Origin of the sequence: Streptomyces sp. NPDC049813, from assembly GCF_044465085.1 — a bacterium.
In the GTDB taxonomy this organism is placed as follows: Bacteria; Actinomycetota; Actinomycetes; order Streptomycetales; family Streptomycetaceae; genus Streptomyces.
Genome location: NZ_JBITLI010000018.1, coordinates 144,315 through 167,888 on the forward strand (window position 1 = coordinate 144,315; position 23,574 = coordinate 167,888).

Here is a 23,574-nt window from a genome sequence, read left to right on the forward strand (position 1 = left end):
AGATGAAGCAGAACATGAGCACCGCCGCTGCCGCGCTGAAGACCCTCTCCGACGAAGGCGTCTCCATCTGGCTGGACGACCTGTCGCGCAAGCGCATCGAGTCCGGCAACCTCGCCGAGCTCATCGAGTACAGCCACGTCGTGGGCGTCACCACGAACCCCTCGATCTTCCAGGCCGCCATCGGCTCCGGCGAGGGCTACGAGGAGCAGCTCGCCGACCTCGCCGTGCGCAAGGTCACCGTCGAGGAGGCCGTGCGCATGATGACCACGGCCGACGTGCGCGCCGCCGCCGACCTCCTGCGTCCCGTGTACGACGCGACGCAGGGCCGCGACGGCCGCGTCTCCATCGAGGTCGACCCGCGCCTGGCCCACGACACCGCGGCCACCGTCGCCGAGGCCAAGCAGCTGGCCTGGCTCGTCGAGCGGCCGAACGTCATGATCAAGATCCCGGCGACCGAGGCGGGCCTGCCGGCCATCACCGAGGTCATCGGCCTCGGCATCTCCGTCAACGTGACGCTGATCTTCTCCCTGGACCGCTACAAGGCCGTCATGGACGCCTACCTCGCGGGCCTGGAGAAGGCGCACGAGCGCGGCATCGACCTGGCGGGCATCCACTCCGTCGCGTCCTTCTTCGTCTCGCGCGTCGACGCCGAGATCGACAAGCGCCTCGGCAAGGTCGGCACCGAGGAGGCCGAGGCGCTCAAGGGCAAGGCCGCCCTCGCCAACGCCCGCCTCGCCTACGAGGCCTACGAGCAGGTCTTCGCCGGTGAGCGCGCCGCCAAGCTGGCCGCCGCGGGCGCCAACAAGCAGCGCCCCCTGTGGGCCTCCACCGGCGTCAAGGACCCGGCCTACAAGGACACCCTGTACGTCGACGAGCTGGTCGCCCCGGGCACGGTCAACACCATGCCGGAGGCCACCCTGAACGCCACCGCCGACCACGGCGACATCCACGGCGACGCGGTCACCGCCACCTACGACGCCTCCCGCGCCGAGCTCGCCGCCGTCGAGCGGCTCGGCATCTCCTACGACGAGGTCGTGAAGCAGCTGGAGGACGAGGGCGTCGCCAAGTTCGAGATCGCCTGGAACGACCTGCTCGGCACGGTCGCCGACCGCCTCGCCGGCAAGGAAGGTGCCGGCAAGTGAGCGTCACCGCCTGGCAGAACCCGCTGAGGGACCCGCGCGACCGGCGGCTGCCGCGCATCGCGGGCCCCTCCGGGCTCGTCATCTTCGGCGTCACGGGCGACCTGTCCCGCAAGAAGCTGATGCCGGCCGTCTACGACCTGGCCAACCGCGGCCTGCTCCCGCCCGGCTTCTCGCTCCTCGGGTTCGCCCGCCGCGAGTGGGAGGACCAGGACTTCGCGCAGGTCGTCCACGACTCCGTGCGCGAGCACGCCCGCACCCCCTTCCGCGAGGAGGTCTGGGCCCAGCTCGCCGAGGGCATGCGCTTCATCCCGGGCGACTTCGACGACGACACCGCGTTCAAGCAGCTGCGCGACGCCGTCGACGAGCTGGACGAGAAGCGCGGCACCAGCGGCAACTACGCCTTCTACCTGTCGGTGCCGCCGAAGTTCTTCCCCAAGGTCGTCCAGCAGCTCAAGAAGCACGGCCTCGCCGACGCCCCCGAGGGCTCCTGGCGGCGCGCCGTCATCGAGAAGCCCTTCGGCCACGACACGGAGTCGGCCAAGGACCTGAACGCGATCGTGCACGACGTGTTCGCCCCGGACCAGGTCTTCCGGATCGACCACTACCTCGGCAAGGAGACGGTCCAGAACATCCTGGCGCTGCGCTTCGCCAACCAGATGTACGAACCCGTCTGGAACCGGTCCTACGTCGACCACGTGCAGATCACCATGGCCGAGGACATCGGCATCGGCGGCCGGGCCGGCTACTACGACGGCATCGGCGCCGCCCGCGACGTCATCCAGAACCACCTGCTCCAGTTGATGGCGCTCACCGCGATGGAGGAGCCCGCCTCCTTCGACGCCGAGTCGCTCGTGACGGAGAAGCTCAAGGTCCTGCGCTCCGTGCGGCTCCCCGCCGACCTGGGCGAGTCCACCGTGCGCGCCCAGTACGCGGCCGGCTGGCAGGGCGGCGAGCGCGTCAAGGGCTACCTCCAGGAGGACGGCATCGACCCCGCCTCCACGACCGACACCTACGCCGCCGTGAAGCTGGAGGTCGACAACCGCCGCTGGGCGGGCGTCCCCTTCTACCTGCGTACCGGCAAGCGCCTGGGCCGCCGCGTCACCGAGATCGCGGTCGTCTTCCAGCGCGCCCCGCACTCCCCGTTCGACTCCACCGCCACGGAGGAGCTCGGCCAGAACGCCATTGTCATCCGCGTCCAGCCCGACGAGGGCATGACCGTACGCTTCGGATCGAAGGTCCCGGGTACCTCGATGGAGATCCGGGACGTGTCCATGGACTTCGCGTACGGCGAGTCGTTCACGGAGTCCAGCCCGGAAGCGTACGAAAGGCTGATCCTGGACGTCCTGCTGGGCGACGCCAACCTCTTCCCGCGCACGGAGGAGGTCGAGGAGTCCTGGCGCATCCTCGACCCCATCGAGGGGCACTGGGACACCCACGGCAAGCCCGCCCGGTACGCCTCGGGAAGCTGGGGCCCGAAGGAAGCGGACGAGATGCTCGCACGAGACGGACGGAGCTGGCGCAGGCCATGAAGATCGACCTGACCGACACCACGGCAAGCAAGGTCAACAAGGCGCTCGTCGAGGGGCGTCGCGCCATCGGGACCCCGGCCGTGGGCATGGTCCTCACGATGGTGATCGTCACCGACGAGGAGAACGCGTACGACTCGATCAAGGCCGCCGAGGAGGCGTCCCGCGAGCACCCCTCGCGCACCCTGGTCGTCATCAAGCGCACCGCCCGCACCCCGCGCGACCGGCAGGGCAACCGGCTCGACGCGGAGGTTCGCGTCGGCTCCGACGCCGGCACCGGCGAGACCGTGATCCTGCGCCTGCACGGCGAGGTCGGCCGGCACGCCGACTCCGTCGTCCTGCCGCTGCTGCTGCCCGACGCCCCGGTCGTCGTGTGGTGGCCGGTCGATGCCCCGGACGAGCCCGCCAAGGACCCGCTGGGCGCGCTCGCCGCCCGCCGCATCACCGACCTGTACGCCGACGAGGACCCGCTGGACGCCCTCGACCGGCGCGCCGCGTCCTACGCGCCCGGCGACACCGACCTGGCCTGGACCCGGCTCACCCCGTGGCGCTCCATGCTGGCCGCCGCGCTCGACCAGGCCCGCGCCGACATCGTCTCCGCCGCCGTCGAGTCCGAGGCCGACAACCCCAGCGCCGAGCTGCTCGCCCGCTGGCTCGGCACCCGGCTCGGCGTCCCGGTCGAGCGGGTCACCACGGGCGGCCCCGTCGTCACCGCGGTCCGCCTCGGCACGGCCGACGGCGACATCCGCATCGACCGCCCCGAAGGCCCCCTCGCCACGCTCACCTTGCCGGGCCAGCCCGAGCGCACCCTCGCCCTCAAGGTCCGCTCGACCGCCGAGCTGATCGCCGAGGAGCTGCGCCGCCTGGACGCCGACGAGATGTACGCCGTCGCGCTGCACGGAGACGGCAAGGGCGCCCCGGCCGCGCCCGCGAAGGCCGCGCCGTCCACCAAGAAGGCCGCCAAGGAGTCCGTAGACCATGCCTGACACCACCCCCCTGCTCACGCGCCGCCCGCAGTGGACCGCCCTGGAGGACCACCGCGCGAAGTTCAACGGCACCCACCTGCGTGAGCTGTTCGCCTCCGACCCGGGCCGCGCCGAGCGGTACACCGTCCAGGTCGGCGACCTGCACATCGACTACTCCAAGCACCTGGTCACGGACGAGACGCTCGCCCTGCTCCAGGAGCTGGCCGCCGCCACCGACGTCTTCGGGCTGCGGGACGCCATGTTCCGCGGCGAGAAGATCAACACGACCGAGGACCGCGCCGTGCTCCACACGGCACTGCGCGCCCCGCGCGACGCGGTGATCGAGGTCGACGGCGAGAATGTCGTGCCGCAGGTGCACGCCGTGCTCGACAAGATGGCGGGCTTCGCCGACAAGGTCCGCTCCGGCGAGTGGACCGGCCACACCGGCCAGCGCATCAAGAACATCGTCAACGTCGGCATCGGCGGCTCGGACCTCGGCCCCGCGATGGCCTACGAGGCGCTGCGCCCCTACACCGCGCGGGAGCTGACCTTCCGCTTCGTGTCGAACGTGGACGGCGCCGACCTGCACGAGGCCGTCCGCGACCTCGACCCGGCCGAGACGCTCTTCGTCATCGCCTCGAAGACGTTCACCACCATCGAGACGATCACCAACGCCAAGGCGGCCCGCTCCTGGCTGCTCGCGGCGCTCGGTGACGAGTCGGCCGTCGCCAAGCACTTCGTCGCCCTGTCGACCAACGCCGAGAAGGTCGCCGACTTCGGCATCGACACGGCCAACATGTTCGAGTTCTGGGACTGGGTCGGTGGCCGCTACTCCTTCGACTCGGCCATCGGCCTCTCCCTGATGATCGCCATCGGCCCGGCCGCCTTCCGTGAGCTGCTCGACGGCTTCCACCTCGTCGACGAGCACTTCCGCACGGCTCCCGCCGAGGCCAACGCGCCGCTCCTGCTCGGCCTGCTCGGCGTCTGGTACGGCAACTTCCACGGCGCCCAGTCGCACGCGGTGCTGCCGTACTCGCACTACCTCTCGAAGTTCACCGCGTACCTCCAGCAGCTCGACATGGAGTCCAACGGCAAGTCCGTGGACCGCCAGGGCCGCCCGGTCGAGTGGCAGACGGGCCCGGTCGTCTGGGGCACCCCCGGCACCAACGGCCAGCACGCCTACTACCAGCTCATCCACCAGGGCACCAAGCTGATCCCCGCGGACCTCATCGGCTTCGCCCGCCCGGTCCAGGAGCTCGGTGCGCTCGCGGACCAGCACGACCTGCTGATGGCCAACCTGTTCGCGCAGGGCCAGGCGCTCGCGTTCGGCAAGACGCCGGACGAGGTGCGCGCCGAGGGCGTGGACGAGGAGCTGGTGGCGCACAAGACCTTCAAGGGCAACCACCCCACGACGACGATCCTCGCCACCGAGCTGACCCCCTCGGTCCTCGGCCAGCTCATCGCGCTGTACGAGCAGAAGGTCTTCGTCCAGGGCGCGATCTGGAACATCGACTCCTTCGACCAGTGGGGCGTCGAGCTCGGCAAGGTGCTCGCCAAGCGCGTCGAACCCGCACTCACCGAAGGCGGCAGCGTGGCCGGCGTACCCGGCCTCGACGTCTCCACCCAGTCCCTCGTCGACACCTACCGCGCGCTGCGCGGCCGTACCACCGAAGGTAAGTGAACTGATATGCAGCTTGGTCTGATCGGTCTGGGCAAGATGGGCGGCAACATGCGCGAGCGCATCCGCCGCGCCGGCCACACCGTCATCGGCTACGACCGCAACCCCGAGGTCTCCGACGTCGCCTCCCTCGCCGAGCTCGTCGAGAAGCTCGAAGGCCCGCGCGTGGTGTGGGTGATGGTCCCCGCGGGCGCGGCGACCCAGTCCACCGTCGACGAGCTGAAGGAGCTGCTCTCCGAGGGCGACGTCGTCGTCGACGGCGGCAACTCCCGCTGGACGGACGACGAGAAGCACGCCGCCGAGCTGGGCGTGAAGGGCATCGGCTTCGTCGACTGCGGCGTCTCCGGCGGCGTCTGGGGCCTGAAGAACGGCTACGCGCTGATGTACGGCGGCACCGAGGAGAACATCGCCAAGGTCCAGCCGGTCTTCGACGCGCTCAAGCCCGAGGGCGACTTCGGCTCCGTGCACGCGGGCAAGGTCGGCGCGGGCCACTTCTCGAAGATGGTCCACAACGGCATCGAGTACGCCATGATGCAGGCCTACGCCGAGGGCTGGGAGCTGCTGGAGGCCGCCGACTCGGTGACCGACGTGCGCGAGGTCTTCCGCTCCTGGCAGGAAGGCACCGTCATCCGCTCCTGGCTGCTCGACCTCGCGGTCAACGCCCTGGACGACGACGAGCACCTCGCCAAGCTGCGCGGCTTCGCGGCCGACTCCGGCGAGGGCCGCTGGACCGTCGAGGCCGCCATCGACCACGCGGTGCCGCTGCCCGCGATCACCGCCTCCCTCTTCGCGCGCTTCGCCTCCCGCCAGGACGACTCGCCGCAGATGAAGATGATCGCCGCGCTGCGCAACCAGTTCGGCGGCCACGCGGTCGAGTCCGCCAAGAAGTAACCCGCGCCACCCGCTCCACCCCGCAGGCCCGTCGGACCACCCGGTCCGGCGGGCCTGCGGCGTTGCCGGGCGGACGGGGCAGTCGCGCCCGGCACCTTGACAACAGCATTGGTCCATACCAAATATGAGGCCCAGTATCGCCATGGCTCGCGCACGTCCCCAAGTCCCCTTTGAACACAGGGAGTTCGTGTGTCCCCACGCCGAACGCAACGCCGCACCAGACGCACCGCCCCCACCCTGCGCCCCCGTCTCCTCGCCCTGATCGGCGCCGGGGCCCTGGCGCTCGGCGGCGCCGTCGCCCTGCCCGGCACGGCCGAGGCCGCCAACGTCCTGTCCGACCCCGGCTTCGAGTCCGGCTCGCTCGGCTCCTGGAACTGCTCCGGCAACCTCGGCTCCGTGGTCTCCACCCCCGTCCACGGCGGCGCCAAGGCCCTCGCGGGCGCGGCGAGCGCGAGCGACAACGCCAAGTGCAGCCGGACCGTCTCCGTCCAGCCGAACACCGCGTACACCCTCTCCGGCTGGGTCCGCGGGAACTACGTCTACCTCGGCGTCGACGGCGGCGCCTCCACCTGGACCCAGTCCCCGTCCGCGTACAGCCGGCTGTCGGTCACGTTCACCACCGGCGCCGCCCAGACCAGCGCGACGCTCTACACCCAGGGCTGGTACGGCCAGGGCACCTACTACGCCGACGACCTCAGCCTCGACGGACCGGGCGGCGGCGGCTCCGACACCCAGGCCCCGACCGCGCCGACCGGCCTGACCTCCACCGGCAAGACGTCCTCCAGCGTCTCCCTGTCCTGGGGCGCCGCGAGCGACAACACCGGCGTCACCGGCTACGACATCTACTCCGGCGGCAGCAACAAGCTGCTCACCGTCTCCGGCACGTCGGCCACCGTCTCCGGCCTCGCGCCGTCCACCGCGTACAGCTTCACGGTCAAGGCCCACGACGCCGCCGGCAACAGCTCGGCCGCCTCCAACGCCGTCTCCGTGACCACCAGCGCGGGCTCCGGCGGCACCGGCTTCAAGCAGGCCGCGCCCTACCTCTACACCGGCTGGGGCAACCCGCCGAGCCCGACCACCGTCATGAACGCCACCGGCGTCAAGTGGTTCACCATGGCCTTCATCCTCTCCTCCGGGGGCTGCAACCCGGCCTGGGACGGCCAGCGCCCGCTCACCGGAGGCCAGGACCAGACCGCCATCAACGCCGTACGGTCCGCGGGCGGCGACATCGTCCCGTCCATCGGCGGCTGGAGCGGCAACAAGCTCGGCCCCAACTGCTCGACCCCGGAGGCCCTCGCGGGCGCCTACCAGAAGGTCATCGACGCCTACGGCCTCAAGGCGATCGACGTCGACATCGAGAACAGCGACGAGTTCGAGAACACCGTCGTGCAGGACCGCATCCTGAACGCCCTGAAGATCGTCAAGGCGAACAACCCCGGCCTGCGCACCATCCTCACCTTCGGCACCTCCACCACCGGGCCGACGTACTACGGCAACCGCCTCATCGAGCAGGCCAAGGCGCTGAACGCGAACGTCGACGTCTTCACGATCATGCCGTTCGACTTCGGCGGCGGCGCCGACATGTACGGCAACACCGTGAACGCCGCCGAAGGCCTGAAGACCAAGCTCAAGTCGGTCTTCGGCTGGGACGACGCCACCGCCTACGCCCACCTCGGCATCTCCGGGATGAACGGCCTCAGCGACCAGCAGGAGACCACCACCCCCGCCATCTGGACCCAGATCAAGGACTGGGCCAACAGCAAGCACATCGCACGGCTCGCCTTCTGGTCCGTCAACCGCGACCGGCCCTGCGCGGGCGGCGGCGTCGCCGAGAACTGCTCCGGCATCAACCAGGACACCTGGCAGTTCACGAAGATCACGGCCGGCTTCACCGGCTGACCCGCACGCACTGTCCCGTACGCACTGACCCGGACATACAGAAGGACCCCAGGGTGACCTGGGGTCCTTCGCTGTGTCCGAGGGGGGACTTGAACCCCCACGCCCGATAAAGGGCACTAGCACCTCAAGCTAGCGCGTCTGCCATTCCGCCACCCGGACAAGGTGTCTGCCGCTCTGTGCGGGGTGTTCCCCGCGGCGACACAGAGAACATTACCAAAGAATCCGAGTGCTCCGATCACCCCGCCCGCCTGCCCGAGCGGCCTGTGAACGGCACGTGACGGGGGCGGCCCGGCCTTTGGCACCGGGGCCGGGGGAGAGAGGATGAGGGGGATCCACAGGGAGAGAGGAACAAGCGTGAGCGAGTCGAGCACGGGCAGGGCCGTCTCCGGACAGGACGAGGTCGTCGACCTCTGCCGTGAACTGATCCAGATCGACACCAGCAACTACGGCGACCACTCGGGTCCGGGCGAGCGCAAGGCCGCCGAGTACGTCGCGGAGAAGCTCGCCGAGGTCGGCCTCGAACCGAAGATCTTCGAGTCCCACCCCGGCCGCGCCTCCACGGTCGCCCGCATCGAGGGCGAGGACCCGTCGCGGCCCGCGCTCCTCATCCACGGGCACACCGACGTCGTCCCGGCCAACGCGGCGGACTGGACCCACCACCCCTTCTCCGGCGAGGTCGCCGACGGGTGCGTGTGGGGCCGCGGCGCGGTCGACATGAAGGACATGGACGCGATGACCCTCGCGGTCGTCCGCGACCGGCTGCGCACCGGCCGCAAGCCGCCGCGCGACATCGTCCTCGCCTTCCTCGCCGACGAGGAGGCCGGCGGCACGTACGGGGCACGCCACCTGGTCGACCACCACCCCGACCTGTTCGAGGGGGTCACCGAGGCGATCAGCGAGGTCGGCGGCTTCTCGTTCACGGTGAGCGAGCAGCGCCGGCTCTACCTCGTGCAGACCGCCGAGAAGGGCATGAACTGGATGAAGCTCTCCGTGGCCGGCACCGCCGGGCACGGGTCCATGATCCACCGGGACAACGCGATCACCGAGCTGTCCGAGGCGGTCGCCCGGCTCGGCCGCCACAAATTCCCGGTCCGTGTCACCAAGACCACCCGCGCCTTCCTCGACGAGCTCGGCGACGCGCTCGGCACCGAACTCGACCCCGAGGACATGGAGTCGACCCTGGCCCGGCTCGGCGGGATCGCCAAGCTCATCGGCGCCACGCTGAGCAACACCGCCAACCCCACCCAGCTGGGCGCCGGTTACAAGGTCAACGTGATCCCCGGTGAGGCCACCGCGCACGTCGACGGACGGTTCCTGCCCGGCCACGAGGAGGAGTTCCTCGCCGACCTCGACCGGCTGCTCGGCCCCAACGTCACGCGCACGGACGTGCACGCGGACAAGGCCGTCGAGACCACCTTCGACGGCGCGCTCGTCGAGGCCATGAAGGCCTCGATCGTCGCCGAGGACCCGATCGGCAAGGCCATCCCGTACATGCTCTCCGGCGGCACCGACGCCAAGTCCTTCGACGACCTCGGCATCCGCGGCTTCGGCTTCGCGCCGCTGCAACTGCCGCCGGAGCTGGACTTCGCGGGCATGTTCCACGGCGTGGACGAGCGGGTCCCGGTCGACGGACTCCGGTTCGGGGTGCGGGTGCTCGACCGGTTCATCGACGCGTCCTGACCGGCCGCGCGTCAACCTGGGGATGATCGCAACATTCGGGCGCGCGTGCGGAGTTGACCGGAACGAGTGAAAGGAACCATAGGCTCGTAGCCCTATCACTTTCTCCTCGTTACAGGGGGTGCAGTCCGCGGCTGGGACTGCACTGCCAACAAGGAGGAACAATGATCAAGAAGGTCGTCGCTGCTGCGGCTGCCACGGGTGGTCTCGTGCTCGCGGGCGCGGGTATCGCCGCTGCCGACGCCGGTGCCCAGGGTGCCGCCGTGAACTCTCCCGGTGTGCTGTCGGGCAACGTCATCCAGGTTCCCATCCACGTGCCGGTGAACGTCTGCGGCAACACGGTCTCCGTGATCGGGCTGCTGAACCCCGCCTTCGGCAACGCCTGCGTCAACGACTGACGTCGGTGAGCCTCGCCCCATGAGGGGCTGAGTCCGTCGGCCCCGGAGTGCGTGCCATGCGCTCCGGGGCCGATTCGGTATCCGGCGCGCGGCCCCACCGGTCCCCGCGCCTTCGGTAGTGGTCGGGCAACGTAGAAGGCAGGGAAAGCTATGCGACAGGTCACACGCAAGGGCCTGATCACGGTGGCGGCGGCGAGCGGTGTGCTCGCGGTCACCGGCGGTTACGCGCACGCCGACTCCGGCGCGCAGGGCGGCGCCGCGAACTCGCCGGGCGTCGCGTCCGGCAACTCGGTCCAGGCGCCCGTGCACGTGCCGGTCAACCTGTGCGGCAACACGGTCAACGTGATCGGGCTGCTCAACCCGGCGATGGGCAACAACTGCGCCAACACCTCGGGCGGCCACGGCGACCACGGCGGCTACGGCGGCCACGGCGGACACCACGGCCACGGCGGCCACGACAGCCGGGGCGGCGGGCCCAAGCCGTCGGGCGGCGGCTCGGGCGGAGCGCACGCGGGCGGCTCCACGAGCAACTCCCCGGGTGTCGGCTCCGGCAACCACGTGCAGGCGCCGATCGACATCCCCGCCAACGTGTGCGGCAACTCCGTCAGCGTCATCGGACTGCTCGACCCGGCCACGGGGAACGACTGCGCCAACCCCGCAGGCCACGCTCCCACGCCGCCCCGCGGCCCCGAGAAGCCGCCGTCGAAGCCGCACCAGCCGGGCACCCCCGAGACCCGCGGCGGACACCCGGTCGGCCAGGTCGCCGCGGAGAAGCCCAACCAGCCGAGGCCGCAGGCCCTCGCCGAGACGGAGAGCGTCGCGCAGCCCCGGGCCGAGTCCCAGCTCGCGATGACCGGCAGCTCGCTGCCGATCGGCGTGGCCGTTCCGGTCGGCGCGGGCGCGCTGCTCGCGGGCGCGGTGCTCTACCGCCGCGCCAGGGCCTCCGTGTGACGGACTGAGCCCCCGCGGACCACGGGCAGGACGAACGGAGCGGGCCCCGCACATGCGGGGCCCGCTCCGTTCTCCGTCGGCCGTGCGGTCAGCTCCGGGTCACCAGGTGGCCCGGAGCTGGCGGATGATCCGGCGGCGCAGCCGTACGCGGCGACTGCCGTCGCGGCGCAGGCTCAGTCGGTCCAGCTCCCAGTGTCCGTACTCGGCGTGTTCTGTCAGCAGACGCGTCGCATCCTTGCGGGAGACCCCGCGCGGTACGTACACGTCGACAAATTCGTATTCCGGCATCGCATCTATTGTGCGGGCACAGGCCCGGTACGGATAGCGTCTGCACTATGTCTGATGCTGCGCAGCCCACCGCTGCCGAGGTACGCGCCGCCGCCGAGGCGGTCAAGGCCGCGCTCGACCGCCACCTGGCGGCTGTCGAGCGCAGGTCGGGGGAGGACGACCCGGCCGTCTACGAAGCGTTCAACGAGCTCGCCGCGGCCGCCGAGGAGTACGACGAGCTCCTCTACGACCGCCACGACGAGGTCACCCCCTTCGAGATCCCCGGCGGCGAGGACACCTTGCCGCCGTACACCGGGCCCGAGGAGCCGAACGCGCTGAGCGTGCTGATCCGGCGCGACTACGCCGTGGTGGAGCCGCAGCGGCTCCTCGCCCAGGCCGGCCGGGTGGCCGACCTGGAGGGGGACCCGGACATCGACACCGACTCCGCGACCGGAGCGGGCAGCAGCGTCCACGCCGCCCTCGGCGTCCTCTTCGGCGAGTTCGAGCCCGACGAGATCGCCAGCCGCCACAAGGAGTTCGGCCTGGAGGAGGGCGACTCCACGCTCTGGGTGCTGGCGGCGGACGAGCCCCCGGAGGCCGGGGAGTGGCTGGAGGCCCCGTTCGAGCAGGCCGATCCGCAGCGGGTCGTCTGCCGCTTCGACGTCAGCGCCGTCTTCGACGACGACCTCGACCTCGACGACGACGCCGACCCCGAGGACCTGGAGCTCGAAGAGGCCCTGGAGGACGCCGACCGCTGACCGCGGCGCACAGCGGGCCGCCCCCGCCCCCGCCCCGGAGCACCGGGACGGGGGCGGCCCGCTGCCCGGCCTCAGACGCCGGGCAGCTGTGCCTGGACCAGCCGCTGCAACCGGGTGGTGCGCGGCTTCGCCGCTCCCTCCGCGACGGCCCGCGGCAGCGCCGCGTCCGCCCCGTGCACGACCGACAGGTGTCGCTCCGCGCGCCCGAACGCGGTGTACACCCACGGGCGGCTCAGCGCCTGCGTCGCGTCCCCGGGCAGCACCACCACGGCCGCCGGCCAGCGCAGCCCCACGGCCTGGTGGCCGGTGACCGCCCACCCGTGCCGCACGGCCCGCTCCACCTGCTCCTTCGGTACGAGGACGGGCTCACCGTCGCACTCCAGACGCAGCCCCTGCGCGTCGGCGCCCAGCACCCGGCCGGGCCTGACCCGCCCCGGCACGTACACCACGCGGTCCCCGGGGTCGAAGCCGCCGAACCGACCCGGGCCGGGGTTGAGCCGCTCCTTCAGCGCCGCGTTCAGCGCCCGCGTCCCGGCCGCCCCGCCGTGCCCGGGCGTGATCACCTGGGTCTCCTCGGCCGGGACGCCGATCGCCCGCGGCACCGAGTCGGCGACGAGCTGCACGGTGCGGTGGATCGCCTCGGCCGCGTCCCGCACCGGCACGATGACGACCTCCTTGCCCGGCGCCTCCACCTGGTTCAGCTCACCGATGCCGATCCCCGAGACCAGCTCGCCGATGGGCCCAGAGTCCGGGGTGCGGGAGGCCACGCGCGGGCAGACCGCCGCCGCCACGAGGTCGGCGAAGACCCGGCCCGGGCCCGCCGACGCCAGGACGCCCGGGTCGCCGCTGAGCACGAGGCCCGTCCCGTCGGCGAGCAGCTCCACGAGCATCGCGGCGTCGTCCACGTCCAGCTGGGGGGCGTCCAGGACGACGAGGAGGTCGACGGCGATCGCGCCGTCGGCGTCCCGCCCCGGGCCCTCGGTCTGCGCCAGCAGCCCGGCCACGGTGGCCGTGGCGGTCTCGGGGGCCTGCGGGCCGAGCAGGTGTGCGGCCCGCCGCCGCCCGTCGGCACTGTGCGCGGCGACGCACACCCGCAGCCCGAGACCCGCGGCGGCCGCCGCCACCGCGACGGGCTCCGCGCGGGCGGCCTCGCCACCGGTGTGCAGGACGAGCCGGTGCCCGGCGACGGCGCGGACCAGCTCGGCCGTCGTACCGCGCGCGGCGCCTGCGGCGGCCTCCCACGCGTCGTCGGCGGGGCCGTCCTCCTTGGCGCCGGAGTTGATGATCCGGGCCACCGCGTCGGCGAGGCTCTCCTCGGCGAGCGCGGTCCGCTCCAGGCCGACCAGCACCCGTACCGGCCGCTCGGCGTCGTCCTCCTGCGGGTCCTCGGCGGGCGCGGGCCCGGGCGCCTCGTCCAGGGCGTCCTGGAAGAGCAGCGCGTCCCCGTCCGCGACCGCGCCCTGCACCGCCTCGTCCGGGTCCGGTACCCCCTGCTTGCCGAGCGCCTCGACGAGGACAGGCAGGTCGAGGGCGGTGTGCCCGGCCACGGCGGCCTGTTCGAGCAGCCAGACCGTGACGGCCCGGCCGCGCCGCTCGTCGTCCGGGGCGCACTCCGCGCCGAGCAGCGCCCGCGCGAACCCGTCGGCCTGCTCGGGCCGGACGCCGCTCAGCCGCAGCAGCTGCCAGGGGTCGGCGCGGAGGGTGTCCTGCGCGCCCTCGCCCAGGGTTCTGGCCGCCGCCGTGGCGAGCGTCTCGGGGGCCCGGCCCTCGGCGAGCACGGCCCGCACGGCTTCCACCGTCCCGGCGTCGGGCCCCGCGTCCACGGCGGGGGCGACGGGCGCGGGCCCGCGCTGCGGCTCGGGCACGACGACCCGGCGGCGGGTGCGCTCCGGCTCCGCGAAGACCGCGGTGGCGGGCTTCTCCCCGCTCTCCACGGCACGGACCGCGGCCAGCAGGTCGGCGGCCGTCCCGCTCAGCTTCGCCCCCGCGTCGACCGGACCGCCCTTGGCGGCCTTGCGCTCCGCGATCCGCTCCTGCAACGCACGCTGCGCCGCGATCTCCGCCTCGGCCTCGGACAACTGGGCCGAACCCTCGGCGTCCCCGGCACGCGCGGCGCCCTCGGACTCCTCGGCGTCCCCGGACTCCTCGGCATCCCCAGCGCCTTCACCGCTCGCGGCGTCCCCGGACTCCACGGCGCCCCCTGTGCCCTCACCGCTCGCGGCGTCCTCAGCACGCGCGGCGTCCCCGGACTCCTCGGCATCCCCAGCGCCTTCACCGCTCGCGGCGTCCTCGGACTCCACGGCGCCCCCTGTGCCCTCACCGCTCGCGGCGTCCTCAGCACGCGCGGCGTCCCCGGACTCCTCGGCATCCCCAGCGCCTTCACCGCTCGCGGCGTCCCCGGACTCCACGGCGCCCCCTGTGCCCTCACCGCTCGCGGCGTCCTCAGCACGCGCGGCGTCCCCGGACTCCACGGCGTCCCCAGCGCCCTCACCGCTCGCGGCGTCCCCGGCACCGACCTCGGCATCCCCGGTGCTTGCGGGGGCCCCGACGCCCGCGGACTGCTCGGTGCTCGCAGCATCCCCGGCGTCCGCGGACTGCTCGGTGCTCGCAGCGTCCCCCTCCGCCGCGGCCCCGGTGGCCGCGACCTCCTCGGCGGCGGTGCTCGCGGCGCCCCCGGCGCCCGCGGACCCTTCGCCGCCCGCGGGCTCCTCCGCAGCCGCCCCCTCGGCGTCCTCGGCACCCCCGGCGCCCCGGGCGCCCCCCGCGGTCGGTTCGTCCGGCCCGGCGTCGGGGCGGGCCGCCGACTCGTTCTCCGCGGCAGCGGACTCCGTACTCACAACGTGCTCCAGTCCTGATCGGGATAGCGGTGCACGGGCGCCGACACGTCGTCGAGCGCCTGGCAGATCTCGTCAGGAAGACTAAGGGCCTCCACTGACAACGCGGCCGTGAGCTGCTGTGCGGTGCGCGCGCCCACGATCGGCGCGCTCACCCCGGGCCGGTCCCGCACCCACGCGAGCGCGACCTGAAGCGGCGTCACCGCGAGACCGTCGGCGGCTATCGCGACCGCGTCCACGATGTGCCCGGCCGCCTCGTCGAGGTAGGGCGCGACGAACGGCGCCATGTGGTCGGAGCCGCCCCGCGAGTCCGTCGGCGTGCCCGTGCGGTACTTGCCCGTCAGCACGCCCCGGCCCAGCGGCGAGGACGGCAGCAGCCCGATGCCCAGGTCCAGGGCGGCGGGCAGCACCTCGCGCTCGACGCCGCGCTGCAGCAGCGAGTACTCCATCTGCGTGCTGGCCAGCCGGGTGCGCGTGCCGGGCGCGGCGAGCTGCCAGGTGCCCGCCTTGGCCAGCTGCCACCCGCAGAAGTTCGAGACGCCCGCATAGCGCGCCCGCCCGCTGCTGACCGCGATGTCGAGGGCCTGGAGCGTCTCGTCCAGCGGCGTCCCGGCGTCGTAGGCGTGGATCTGCCACAGGTCGACGTAGTCCGTGCCGAGCCGGGCGAGCGAGGCGTCCAGCGCGGAGAGCAGATGGCCGCGGGAGCCGTCGAAGCGCCGCTCCGGGTCGGGCACGCTGCCCGCCTTCGTGGAGATGACCAGGTCCCGGCGGGGCACGAGCCCCTCGACGAGCCGGCCGAGCAGGTACTCGGACTCGCCGTCGCCGTACACGTCGGCGGTGTCGACGAGCGTGCCGCCCGCTTCCCAGAAGGCCTTCAACAGGTCGGCGGCGTCGTGCTCGTCGGTGTCCCGGCCCCAGGTGAGGGTGCCGAGTCCGATCCGGGACACGCGCAGGCCGGTGCGGCCGAGATGCCTCTGCTCCATGGGCGCTGAGATTACTGGCCGAAGGTCACGATGGGGGCCCCTGTGGACAACCGGGCTCCGGGCCGTCGCGCTAGGGTGCCCGGCAAGAGACGTTACCGATGGGTAAGCCAGCGGATCCGCACGGCGTTAAGGGGATGTGGTCAATGAAGCTCGGCATCAATCTCGGGTACTGGGGCGCGGGGATGGACGCGGACAACCTCGCCGTCGCGAAGGAGGCCGACCGGCTCGGCTACGCGGTCTGCTGGGCCGCCGAGGCCTACGGATCGGACGCGGCGACGGTCCTCGCGTACGTCGCCGCGCAGACCGAGCGCATCGACGTCGGCTCGGCCATCTTCCAGATCCCGGCCCGCCAGCCCACGATGACGGCGATGACGGCCTCCACCCTCGACTCCCTCTCGGGCGGCCGCTTCCGCCTGGGCCTCGGCGTCTCCGGACCGCAGGTCTCCGAGGGCTGGTACGGCGTGAAGTTCGACAAGCCGCTGGCGCGCACGCGCGAGTACGTCGACATCGTCCGCAAGGCGATGAGCCGCGAGCGGGTCTCCTACGAAGGCGCCCACTGGACGCTGCCGCTGCCGGACGGCCCGGGCAAGCCCCTCAAGCTGACCCTGCACCCGCAGCGCGAGCACATCCCGCTCTACATCGCCGCGATCGGCCCGAAGAACCTGGAGCAGACCGGCGAGATCGCCGACGGCGCCCTGCTGATCTTCCCGGCAGCCGAGCACCTGGAGGAGACCGCGATCGCGCCCCTGCGGGCGGGCCGCGAGAAGGCCGGCAAGACGATGGAGGGCTTCGACGTCTGCCCGACGGTGCCTCTCGCGCTCGGTGCCGACAAGGACGTGGCGGCCCTCGCGGACTTCTTCCGCCCCTACACCGCCCTGTACGTGGGCGGCATGGGCAGCGCCAAGCAGAACTTCTACAACCAGCTCGCGCGGCGCATGGGTTACGAGAAGGAGGCCGCCGAGATCCAGGAGAAATACCTCGCCGGCGACAAGGAGGGCGCCGCGGCGGCCGTCCCGCACCAGCTCATCGACTCCACGACGCTGCTCGGCTCCGTGGACCGGATCGCCGACCGGATGCGGGCCTACGCCGCCGCCGGGGTCACCACGCTGACGATCAATCCCGCCGGGTTCACGCTCGACGAGCGGGTGGCGGCGCTGCGGGCCGGCACCGAGGCGCTGGAGCGGGCCGGACTGGCGTAACGGCGGTCGGCGCGCGCGGGACCAGTCAGGGCCCGGCGCGGGCCCGGAGAGAGGTCTGCGGCCGTGGTGGGGGCTCGGGGGTCTTCCCCGCCACGGCCGTCACGGGGGACAACGCGTCACCGCGCGCGCGGTTACGCCTTCGTCCGGCACCCGCCCTCCTCCGTTCGGCCGAGTCGTCCGGCACAGCTGTTGCCCCGGCCCGCGCACCGCATTTGACTCGTCTTCTGCGGAACACCGGTGCGGTGCGCGCGGGCATGGAGGTCCCAGATGCTGTCGGCCAAGAGCCTGTTCCAGGAAATCATCGACGACGACGACTCGTTCCGGCTGTTCTGCTCCATCGCGGCCAGCGGCGAGGCCCAGGGCGGCTGGGAGAACGGGCGGATCGCCGCCCTCGTCCCCGAGGGCGAGCGCGCCCTCGCGCCGAAGATCGCCCGGCACGGCGCCGACGAGGACAAGCACGGCCGCATCTTCCACGCGCTCATGAAGAAGCGCGGCCTGGAGGCGGTGCCCGTACCGCCCGAGACCGACTACACGATGCTCCTCGAACGGCACGGCATCGGGCTCGCCCACGCCCGGCTCCAGCGCGACGAGCCGCTCACCGTGCGGGACGTCGTCACCTACCTCGCGCACAGCCGCGTCACCGAACAGCGCGCCTCCGAGCAGATGGAGCTGCTGCGCCGGCACTTCGCCGACCACCCCGACCTCGGCCGTGCCGTCAAGATGATCTCCCACGACGAGGACAACCACCTCGCCTATTGCCACGAAGAACTGCTCCGCTTCGCGTACGCGGGCCACGGGCGCACCATCCAGCGCGTCCTCCGCGAGTGCGCGCTCGCGGAGATCGCCGTCTACCGGGACGTCAGCCTCGCCGTCATGGCCCACATGGGCCGCATCCTGGGATGGTCGAAGGCCCGGTCGGCGCTGCTCGCCGCGGGCATCCACGCGCTGTACGCGTACGAGCGGGCCGGCGGCTGGCGGCGCATGGTGTCGCTGGAGATGCCGGGACGGCGCGACGCGCTCGGCGGCCCCGCCACCACGGCGGCGGAGTTCGCCTGATCCGCGCTACAGCCAGCCGCGCCGCTTGAACAGCCGGAACAGGACCACCTCCAGGACGACCATCAGCAGGATCACCGCGGGGTAGGACCACACCCAGTGCAGTTCGGGCATGTGGTCGAAGTTCATGCCGTAGATGCCGGCGATCATCGTGGGCACCGCCGCCATCGCGGCCCACGCGGAGATCTTCCGCATGTCGTCGTTCTGCCGCACGCTCATCTGCGCCAGGTGCGCGGAGAGGATGTCCGACACCAGCCGGTCCAGGCTGTCGACGGACTCGTTGACCCGCGTCAGGTGGTCGTTCACGTCACGGAAGAACGGCTTCGCGGCCTCGTTCACGAACGGGACCTTCGCCAGGCCCCAGGGGCCGACACCGGAGAGCCGGTCCAGCGGCAGCGCGAGCGGCAGCGTGGCGCGCCGGAACTCCAGGACCTGCCGCTTGAAGGTGTAGATCCGCGACGCGGTGTCCCGCGACCCGCCGCGATCGGGCGAGAAGACCTCCGCCTCCAGCTCCTCCAGGTCGGTCTGCAACTCGTTCGCGACCTCCAGGTAGTGGTCCACCGTGGCGTCCGCGACCGAGTACAGGACCGCCGTCGGCCCCTGCTTCAGCACCCCCGGATCGGCCTCCAGACGCTGCCGTACGGCCTTCAGGGGCGCGCCCTCGCCGTGCCGCACCGTCACCACGAACGAGTCGCCCAGGAACAGCATCAGCTCGCCCGTGGACACCTGGTCGCTTCTCGGCTCGTACACGACCGGCTTGAGCACCACGAACAGCGAGTCGTCGTAGACCTCCAGCTTCGGCCGCTGGTGCGCCTTCAAGGCGTCCTCCACGGCCAGCGGATGCAGCCCGAACTCCTGCGTGACCTGATCGAACTCGTCCTCGGTCGCCTCGTGCAGGCCGATCCACACGAACGCGTCGCCCGCCGACCGCGCCGCGTCGAGAGCCTCGGAGAAGTCCGCGGGACCCTCGGTCCGGCGCCCGTCCCGGTAGACGGCACAGTCGACGATCATGCGGCGCATTCTTCCCGGAGGGCGGCGCGGGCGCACGCGCGCCAGGCCCTAGGCTGGCCCGTATGCCCACGCTGATCCTGGTCCGCCACGGACGCTCCACCGCCAACACCGAAGGCCTGCTCGCCGGGTGGACCCCCGGCGTGGCCCTGGACGAGCGCGGCGCCGCGCAGGCCGCCGCGCTGCCCGGGCGGCTGCGGGAGCTGCCCCTCGCCCAGATCGTCACCAGCCCGCTCCAGCGCTGCAACGAGACGCTCGCCCCGCTCCTCGCCGCCCGCCCCGACGTGCCGGTGAGCACCGAGGAGCGGATCGGCGAGTGCGACTACGGGGACTGGTCGGGCCGCAAGCTCGCCGAGCTGGCCGGCGAGCCGCTCATGGAGGTCGTGCAGCAGCACCCCACCGCCGCCGCGTTCCCCGGCGGGGAGTCGATGCGGCAGATGCAGCACCGGGCCGCCGAAGCGGTGCGGGAGTGGAACGCGCGCGTGGAGCGCGAGCACGGCGCGGACGCCGTCTACCTGATGTGTTCGCACGGCGACATCATCAAGTCGCTCGTGGCGGACGCCCTCGGACTGCATCTGGACCTCTTTCAGCGCATCTCTGTAGAGCCTTGTTCCATCACAGCGATCCGTTACACCCGGCTGCGCCCGTTTCTCGTCCGCCTCGGCGACACCGGTGACCTCGCCTCGCTGGCGCCGCGCGAGGAGAGCGGGGAGAGCGAAGCGGCTGACGCACCCGTCGGGGGCGGCGCGGGCGCACCGTGATCGTCGGCCGCAGTAGGCTGAAGCCCCCGTAAGCACGACCGGGTCCGGCTCTCGCGAGACCGGATCCGGCCGGTCGTTCCCCCGATCCCATGGAGACAGGACGTGTCCCGTCAGGTGTTCCTCTACGACCCCCCGGAGCGGTTCGTGGCCGGTACGGTCGGGCTCCCCGGGCGCCGCACCTTCTTCCTGCAGGCCTCGGCAGGAGCCCGGGTCACCAGCGTGGCGCTGGAGAAGACCCAGGTGGCCGCGCTCGCCGAGCGGATGGAAGAGCTGCTCGACGAAGTCGTGCGGCGCAGCGGGGGCAATGCTCCGGTGCCCGCCGTGGTGCCCGCCGAGACCTCCGACACCGCGCCGCTGGAGGCCCCCGTCGACGAGGAGTTCCGCGTCGGCACCATGGCGCTGGCCTGGGACGGCGACGAGCAGCGCATGATCGTCGAGGCGCAGGCCCTCGTCGAGGTGGACGCCGAGTCCGACGAGGACCTCGCGGAGGCGGAGGAGAGGCTTCTCCAGGACGAGGAGAACGGCCCGCCGATGCTCCGGGTCCGGCTCACCGGCGCCCAGGCCCGCGCCTTCGCCAAGCGGGCCCTGGACGTCGTGAACGCGGGGCGCCCGCCGTGCCCGCTGTGCAGTCTTCCGCTCGACCCGGAGGGACACGTATGCCCGCGCCAGAACGGATACCGGCGCGACGCGTGAGTGACCGGGACCACGCCCTGCTCGCCCAGGGCGAACTGCACGTACAGGGACAGATCCGGGAGGCGTCGAACGCCGTCCTGCTGTGCACCGTCACGCACGAGGGCCACGAGGCGCGCTGCGTCTACAAGCCGGTGCGCGGCGAGCGGCCCCTGTGGGACTTCCCCGACGGCACGCTCGCCCAGCGCGAGGTCGCCGCCTTCGAGGTCTCCGAGGCGCTCGGCTGGGGGCTCGTGCCGCCGACCGTGCTGCGCGACGGGCCGTACGGCGAGGGCATGTGCCAGCTGTGGATCGAGGGGCCCGACGAGTCCGCGCAGTCCCCGGAGGCCGCCCGCACCGACCGGCTGCTCGCCCTCGTCGACGCCGAGGAGCCGGACGAGGGCTGGAAGGCCATCGGGTTCGCCGAGGTCGAGGAGGGCCGTACCGCCCTGCTCGTGCACGCCGACGACCCCCGGCTGCGCCGCCTCGCCGTGCTCGATGCCGTGATCAACAACGGTGACCGCAAGGGCGGACACCTGCTCGTCGACGCCGGGAACCGGCTCTACGGCATCGACCACGGCGTCACCTTCCACGTCGAGGACAAGCTGCGCACCCTGTTGTGGGGGTGGGCGGGGGAGCCGCTGACCGAGGAGGCGACCGGCGCCCTGGAGGGGCTGCGCGAGCGGCTCGGCGCCGGCGAACCGCTGGCCCTGCGGCTCGGCGAGCTGATCACCGGGGCGGAGCTGGAGGCCGTCCGGGAGCGGGTGGCGGAGCTGCTCAAGACCGGCCGGCACCGCGAGCCCGGCGGCGACTGGCCCGCGATTCCGTGGCCCCCCATCTGACCTGGTGCTCCTGTACGTCCGAGGGCGGATGTCAGTGGCCCGCGCTAGGTTCGGGGCCATGACCAAGTTGATCGTGGAGGACCGGATCGAGCGCCCTGTCGCCGAGGTGTTCCGGACCATCGTGACGCCCGACGGCCTGTCCAGCTTCTTCACCGCGGAGGCCTCCGCGGGCATGACGCCCGGCACGACGGTGACCTGGCGCTTCGGCCACGTGGACGCGACCTTCGACGTGGAGATCGGCGAGATCGAGACGGATCGGCTGATCTCCTGGACCTGGCCCGGCGGGCAGGTCACCATCGAGCTCGCCGACGCGGACGGGGCCACGCGGCTGACCGTCACCGAACAGCCCATGGGCGAGGGGACCGAGGGCGCGGCCCGCGCGGCGGGCCAGACACAGGGCTGGACGTACTTCATGTGCGGCCTGCGCGCCTACCTCCAGCACGGGCTGCGGCACTTCGGGCTCTCGGACGCGATCCGGGCCACGGTCCTCGACTAGCGGCTGCGGCATGGACGCGCAAGAGGGCCCCGTCGGCCACGGAAGCCGGTCCGGTTCGTATGCGGAAGCACCGTCCGGTTACGCTCAAGGCATGCATGCCTGGCCCGCTTCTGAGGTCCCCGCCCTTCCTGGCAAGGGCCGCGACCTTCGGATCCACGACACCGCGACCGATGGGCTCGTCACACTCGACCCCGGTCCCGTCGCCCGTATCTACGTCTGCGGTATCACGCCGTACGACGCGACCCATATGGGTCACGCGGCGACCTACAACGCGTTCGACCTCGTGCAGCGCGTGTGGCTCGACACCAAGCGGCAGGTCCACTACGTCCAGAACGTGACGGACGTCGACGACCCGCTGCTGGAGCGGGCCGTGCGCGACGGCCTCGACTGGGCCGGTCTCGCCGAGCGGGAGACCGCCCTGTTCCGCGAGGACATGACCGCCCTGCGGATGCTGCCGCCGCAGCACTACATAGGCGCCGTCGAGGCCATACCCGGCATCGTGCCGCTCGTGGAGCGGCTGCGGGACACCGGCGCCGCCTACGAGCTGGACGGCGACATCTACTTCTCCGTCGAGGCCGACCCGCACTTCGGGTCCGTCTCGAACCTGGACGCCGAGGCGATGCGGCTGCTCTCCGCCGAGCGCGGCGGCGACCCGGACCGCGCGGGCAAGAAGAACCCGCTCGACCCGATGCTGTGGATGGCCGCGCGCGACGGCGAGCCCAGCTGGGACGGCGGCTCGCTCGGCCAGGGGCGCCCCGGCTGGCACATCGAGTGCGTCGCCATCGCCCTCGACCACCTCGGCATGGGCTTCGACGTCCAGGGCGGCGGGTCCGACCTGGCCTTCCCGCACCACGAGATGGGCGCCTCGCACGCGCAGGCGCTGACCGGCGAGTACCCGATGGCCAAGGCGTACGTGCACGCCGGCATGGTCGGGCTCGACGGCGAGAAGATGTCCAAGTCCAAGGGGAACCTGGTCTTCGTCTCGCAGCTGCGGCGCGATGGTGTCGACCCGGCCGCGATCCGGCTCGCGCTCCTCGCGCACCACTACCGCTCCGACTGGGAGTGGACGGACCAGGTCCTCGCGGACGCCGTGGCCCGTCTCGACCGGTGGCGGGCGGCGGTGTCGCGGCCCGACGGCCCCCCGGCCGAGCAGCTGGTCGAGGAGGTCCGGGCGGCTCTCGCCGACGACCTGGACGCCCCCGCGGCCCTGGCCGCCGTCGACCGCTGGGCCGAGCGGCAGGCCGCCTCCGGCGGCGGTGACGAAGGCGCCCCCGGCGTCGTCTCCCGGGCCGTCGACGCGCTGCTGGGAGTCGCGCTCTAAGGCCTCCGCACCCGCCCGACTTCCTGTCAGCCCCTCCGGGGCGCGAGGTCGAGGTCACAGGGCTCTGCCCGGACCCCGCTCCTCAAGCGCCGGAGGGGCTCTGCTGTGCGCGCGGGGAGTGCGCGGACCCGGCCCGGGCGCCCGCCCATCGTGACGACCCCCTAGGGCCTGTCTGACAATTCCCGTCTGCCCCACGACGCCTGGCACGCACTCTCGCCGCACCGGGCGCAAGGCCAAGTACGTCCAGTACGAGGCC

Annotated in this window: 21 protein-coding genes and 1 tRNA gene; 17 read left to right on the plus strand and 5 right to left on the minus strand. The window is 72.4% G+C overall.

The window, feature by feature from the left end:
* Window positions 1–2: 2 nt before the first annotated feature.
* The 6 genes from tal (at window position 3) to ACIBW6_RS30225 (ending at window position 8,101) form a co-directional block, all read left to right on the plus strand.
* Complete coding sequence (gene tal / locus ACIBW6_RS30200; RefSeq protein ID WP_399065134.1) at window positions 3–1,142, plus strand: transaldolase; 1,140 nt, start codon at window positions 3–5, stop codon at window positions 1,140–1,142.
* Complete coding sequence (gene zwf / locus ACIBW6_RS30205) at window positions 1,139–2,671, plus strand: glucose-6-phosphate dehydrogenase (RefSeq protein WP_399065136.1); 1,533 nt, start codon at window positions 1,139–1,141, stop codon at window positions 2,669–2,671. The genes tal and zwf overlap by 4 nt, the downstream gene beginning before the upstream one ends.
* The gene (gene opcA / locus ACIBW6_RS30210; RefSeq protein ID WP_399065138.1) at window positions 2,668–3,654 is read left to right on the plus strand and encodes a glucose-6-phosphate dehydrogenase assembly protein OpcA; all 987 of its coding nucleotides are present in this window, start codon (window positions 2,668–2,670) and stop codon (window positions 3,652–3,654) included. Before zwf ends, opcA begins: the two co-directional genes overlap by 4 nt.
* A complete protein-coding gene (pgi, locus tag ACIBW6_RS30215) occupies window positions 3,647–5,314 on the plus strand; it encodes a glucose-6-phosphate isomerase (protein WP_399065140.1) in 1,668 nt (555 codons plus the stop codon). The genes opcA and pgi overlap by 8 nt, the downstream gene beginning before the upstream one ends.
* Before the next feature lie 6 nt (window positions 5,315–5,320).
* Window positions 5,321–6,202: a phosphogluconate dehydrogenase (NAD(+)-dependent, decarboxylating) gene (gnd, locus tag ACIBW6_RS30220; RefSeq protein ID WP_399065142.1), complete on the plus strand. Its 882-nt coding sequence runs from the start codon at window positions 5,321–5,323 to the stop codon at window positions 6,200–6,202.
* A 189-nt stretch (window positions 6,203–6,391) separates the two neighbouring features.
* Window positions 6,392–8,101 carry a fibronectin type III domain-containing protein gene (locus ACIBW6_RS30225; RefSeq protein ID WP_399065144.1) on the plus strand — a complete coding sequence of 570 codons (1,710 nt, stop codon included), beginning with the start codon at window positions 6,392–6,394 and terminating at the stop codon, window positions 8,099–8,101.
* Between the two features lie 74 nt (window positions 8,102–8,175).
* Here ACIBW6_RS30225 and ACIBW6_RS30230 read toward each other — a convergent pair.
* Window positions 8,176–8,260, minus strand: a tRNA-Leu gene (locus ACIBW6_RS30230).
* A gap of 195 nt (window positions 8,261–8,455) precedes the next feature.
* On the opposite strand from ACIBW6_RS30230, the gene ACIBW6_RS30235 reads away from it, so the two are divergent.
* The 3 genes from ACIBW6_RS30235 to ACIBW6_RS30245 all read left to right on the plus strand — a co-directional run bounded on the left by ACIBW6_RS30235 (window position 8,456) and on the right by ACIBW6_RS30245 (window position 11,127).
* Window positions 8,456–9,781 (plus strand): M20/M25/M40 family metallo-hydrolase, encoded by a 1,326-nt coding sequence (locus ACIBW6_RS30235; RefSeq protein WP_399065146.1) that lies wholly within the window; start codon window positions 8,456–8,458, stop codon window positions 9,779–9,781.
* Window positions 9,782–9,942: 161 nt separating this feature from the next.
* Window positions 9,943–10,176 carry a chaplin ChpH gene (chpH, locus tag ACIBW6_RS30240; protein WP_399065148.1) on the plus strand — a complete coding sequence of 78 codons (234 nt, stop codon included), beginning with the start codon at window positions 9,943–9,945 and terminating at the stop codon, window positions 10,174–10,176.
* A 150-nt stretch (window positions 10,177–10,326) separates the two neighbouring features.
* Window positions 10,327–11,127, plus strand: a complete 801-nt coding sequence (locus ACIBW6_RS30245) for a chaplin family protein (RefSeq protein ID WP_399065150.1) — start codon at window positions 10,327–10,329, stop codon at window positions 11,125–11,127.
* 99 nt (window positions 11,128–11,226) lie between these two features.
* Here the strand turns inward: ACIBW6_RS30245 and ACIBW6_RS30250 are convergent, their stop codons facing one another.
* On the minus strand, window positions 11,227–11,415 hold the full coding sequence (locus ACIBW6_RS30250; protein WP_356491824.1) for a DUF5703 family protein: 189 nt from the start codon (window positions 11,413–11,415) through the stop codon (window positions 11,227–11,229).
* A 47-nt stretch (window positions 11,416–11,462) separates the two neighbouring features.
* Between ACIBW6_RS30250 and ACIBW6_RS30255 the strand changes: the two genes are divergently transcribed.
* A complete protein-coding gene (locus ACIBW6_RS30255; protein WP_399065153.1) occupies window positions 11,463–12,152 on the plus strand; it encodes a hypothetical protein in 690 nt (229 codons plus the stop codon).
* 71 nt (window positions 12,153–12,223) lie between these two features.
* Here the strand turns inward: ACIBW6_RS30255 and ACIBW6_RS30260 are convergent, their stop codons facing one another.
* Window positions 12,224–14,452 carry a helix-hairpin-helix domain-containing protein gene (locus tag ACIBW6_RS30260; protein WP_399065189.1) on the minus strand — a complete coding sequence of 743 codons (2,229 nt, stop codon included), beginning with the start codon at window positions 14,450–14,452 and terminating at the stop codon, window positions 12,224–12,226.
* Between the two features lie 533 nt (window positions 14,453–14,985).
* Complete coding sequence (locus tag ACIBW6_RS30265) at window positions 14,986–15,969, minus strand: aldo/keto reductase (protein ID WP_399065155.1); 984 nt, start codon at window positions 15,967–15,969, stop codon at window positions 14,986–14,988.
* A gap of 143 nt (window positions 15,970–16,112) precedes the next feature.
* On the opposite strand from ACIBW6_RS30265, the gene ACIBW6_RS30270 reads away from it, so the two are divergent.
* Together ACIBW6_RS30270 and ACIBW6_RS30275 are read left to right on the plus strand one after the other, a co-directional pair.
* Entirely contained in the window at window positions 16,113–17,168 is a 1,056-nt protein-coding gene (locus tag ACIBW6_RS30270) for an LLM class F420-dependent oxidoreductase (RefSeq protein ID WP_399065157.1), read from the plus strand.
* Between the two features lie 267 nt (window positions 17,169–17,435).
* Complete coding sequence (locus tag ACIBW6_RS30275; protein ID WP_399065159.1) at window positions 17,436–18,224, plus strand: ferritin-like domain-containing protein; 789 nt, start codon at window positions 17,436–17,438, stop codon at window positions 18,222–18,224.
* 6 nt (window positions 18,225–18,230) lie between these two features.
* On the opposite strand, the gene corA is transcribed toward ACIBW6_RS30275, so the two are convergent.
* The gene (corA, locus tag ACIBW6_RS30280; protein ID WP_399065162.1) at window positions 18,231–19,232 is read right to left on the minus strand and encodes a magnesium/cobalt transporter CorA; all 1,002 of its coding nucleotides are present in this window, start codon (window positions 19,230–19,232) and stop codon (window positions 18,231–18,233) included.
* Between the two features lie 62 nt (window positions 19,233–19,294).
* On the opposite strand from corA, the gene ACIBW6_RS30285 reads away from it, so the two are divergent.
* The 5 genes from ACIBW6_RS30285 (at window position 19,295) to mshC (ending at window position 23,318) form a co-directional block, all read left to right on the plus strand.
* Window positions 19,295–19,990 carry a histidine phosphatase family protein gene (locus ACIBW6_RS30285; protein ID WP_399065164.1) on the plus strand — a complete coding sequence of 232 codons (696 nt, stop codon included), beginning with the start codon at window positions 19,295–19,297 and terminating at the stop codon, window positions 19,988–19,990.
* A gap of 102 nt (window positions 19,991–20,092) precedes the next feature.
* On the plus strand, window positions 20,093–20,683 hold the full coding sequence (locus tag ACIBW6_RS30290) for a DUF3090 domain-containing protein (RefSeq protein ID WP_356491817.1): 591 nt from the start codon (window positions 20,093–20,095) through the stop codon (window positions 20,681–20,683).
* Complete coding sequence (locus tag ACIBW6_RS30295; protein WP_399065166.1) at window positions 20,647–21,501, plus strand: SCO1664 family protein; 855 nt, start codon at window positions 20,647–20,649, stop codon at window positions 21,499–21,501. The genes ACIBW6_RS30290 and ACIBW6_RS30295 overlap by 37 nt, the downstream gene beginning before the upstream one ends.
* A 58-nt stretch (window positions 21,502–21,559) precedes the next feature.
* Window positions 21,560–21,997: an SRPBCC domain-containing protein gene (locus ACIBW6_RS30300; RefSeq protein WP_399065168.1), complete on the plus strand. Its 438-nt coding sequence runs from the start codon at window positions 21,560–21,562 to the stop codon at window positions 21,995–21,997.
* 91 nt (window positions 21,998–22,088) lie between these two features.
* Window positions 22,089–23,318, plus strand: coding sequence for a cysteine--1-D-myo-inosityl 2-amino-2-deoxy-alpha-D-glucopyranoside ligase (gene mshC, locus ACIBW6_RS30305; RefSeq protein WP_399065170.1), 1,230 nt, complete (start codon window positions 22,089–22,091; stop codon window positions 23,316–23,318).
* Window positions 23,319–23,574 lie beyond the last annotated feature (256 nt).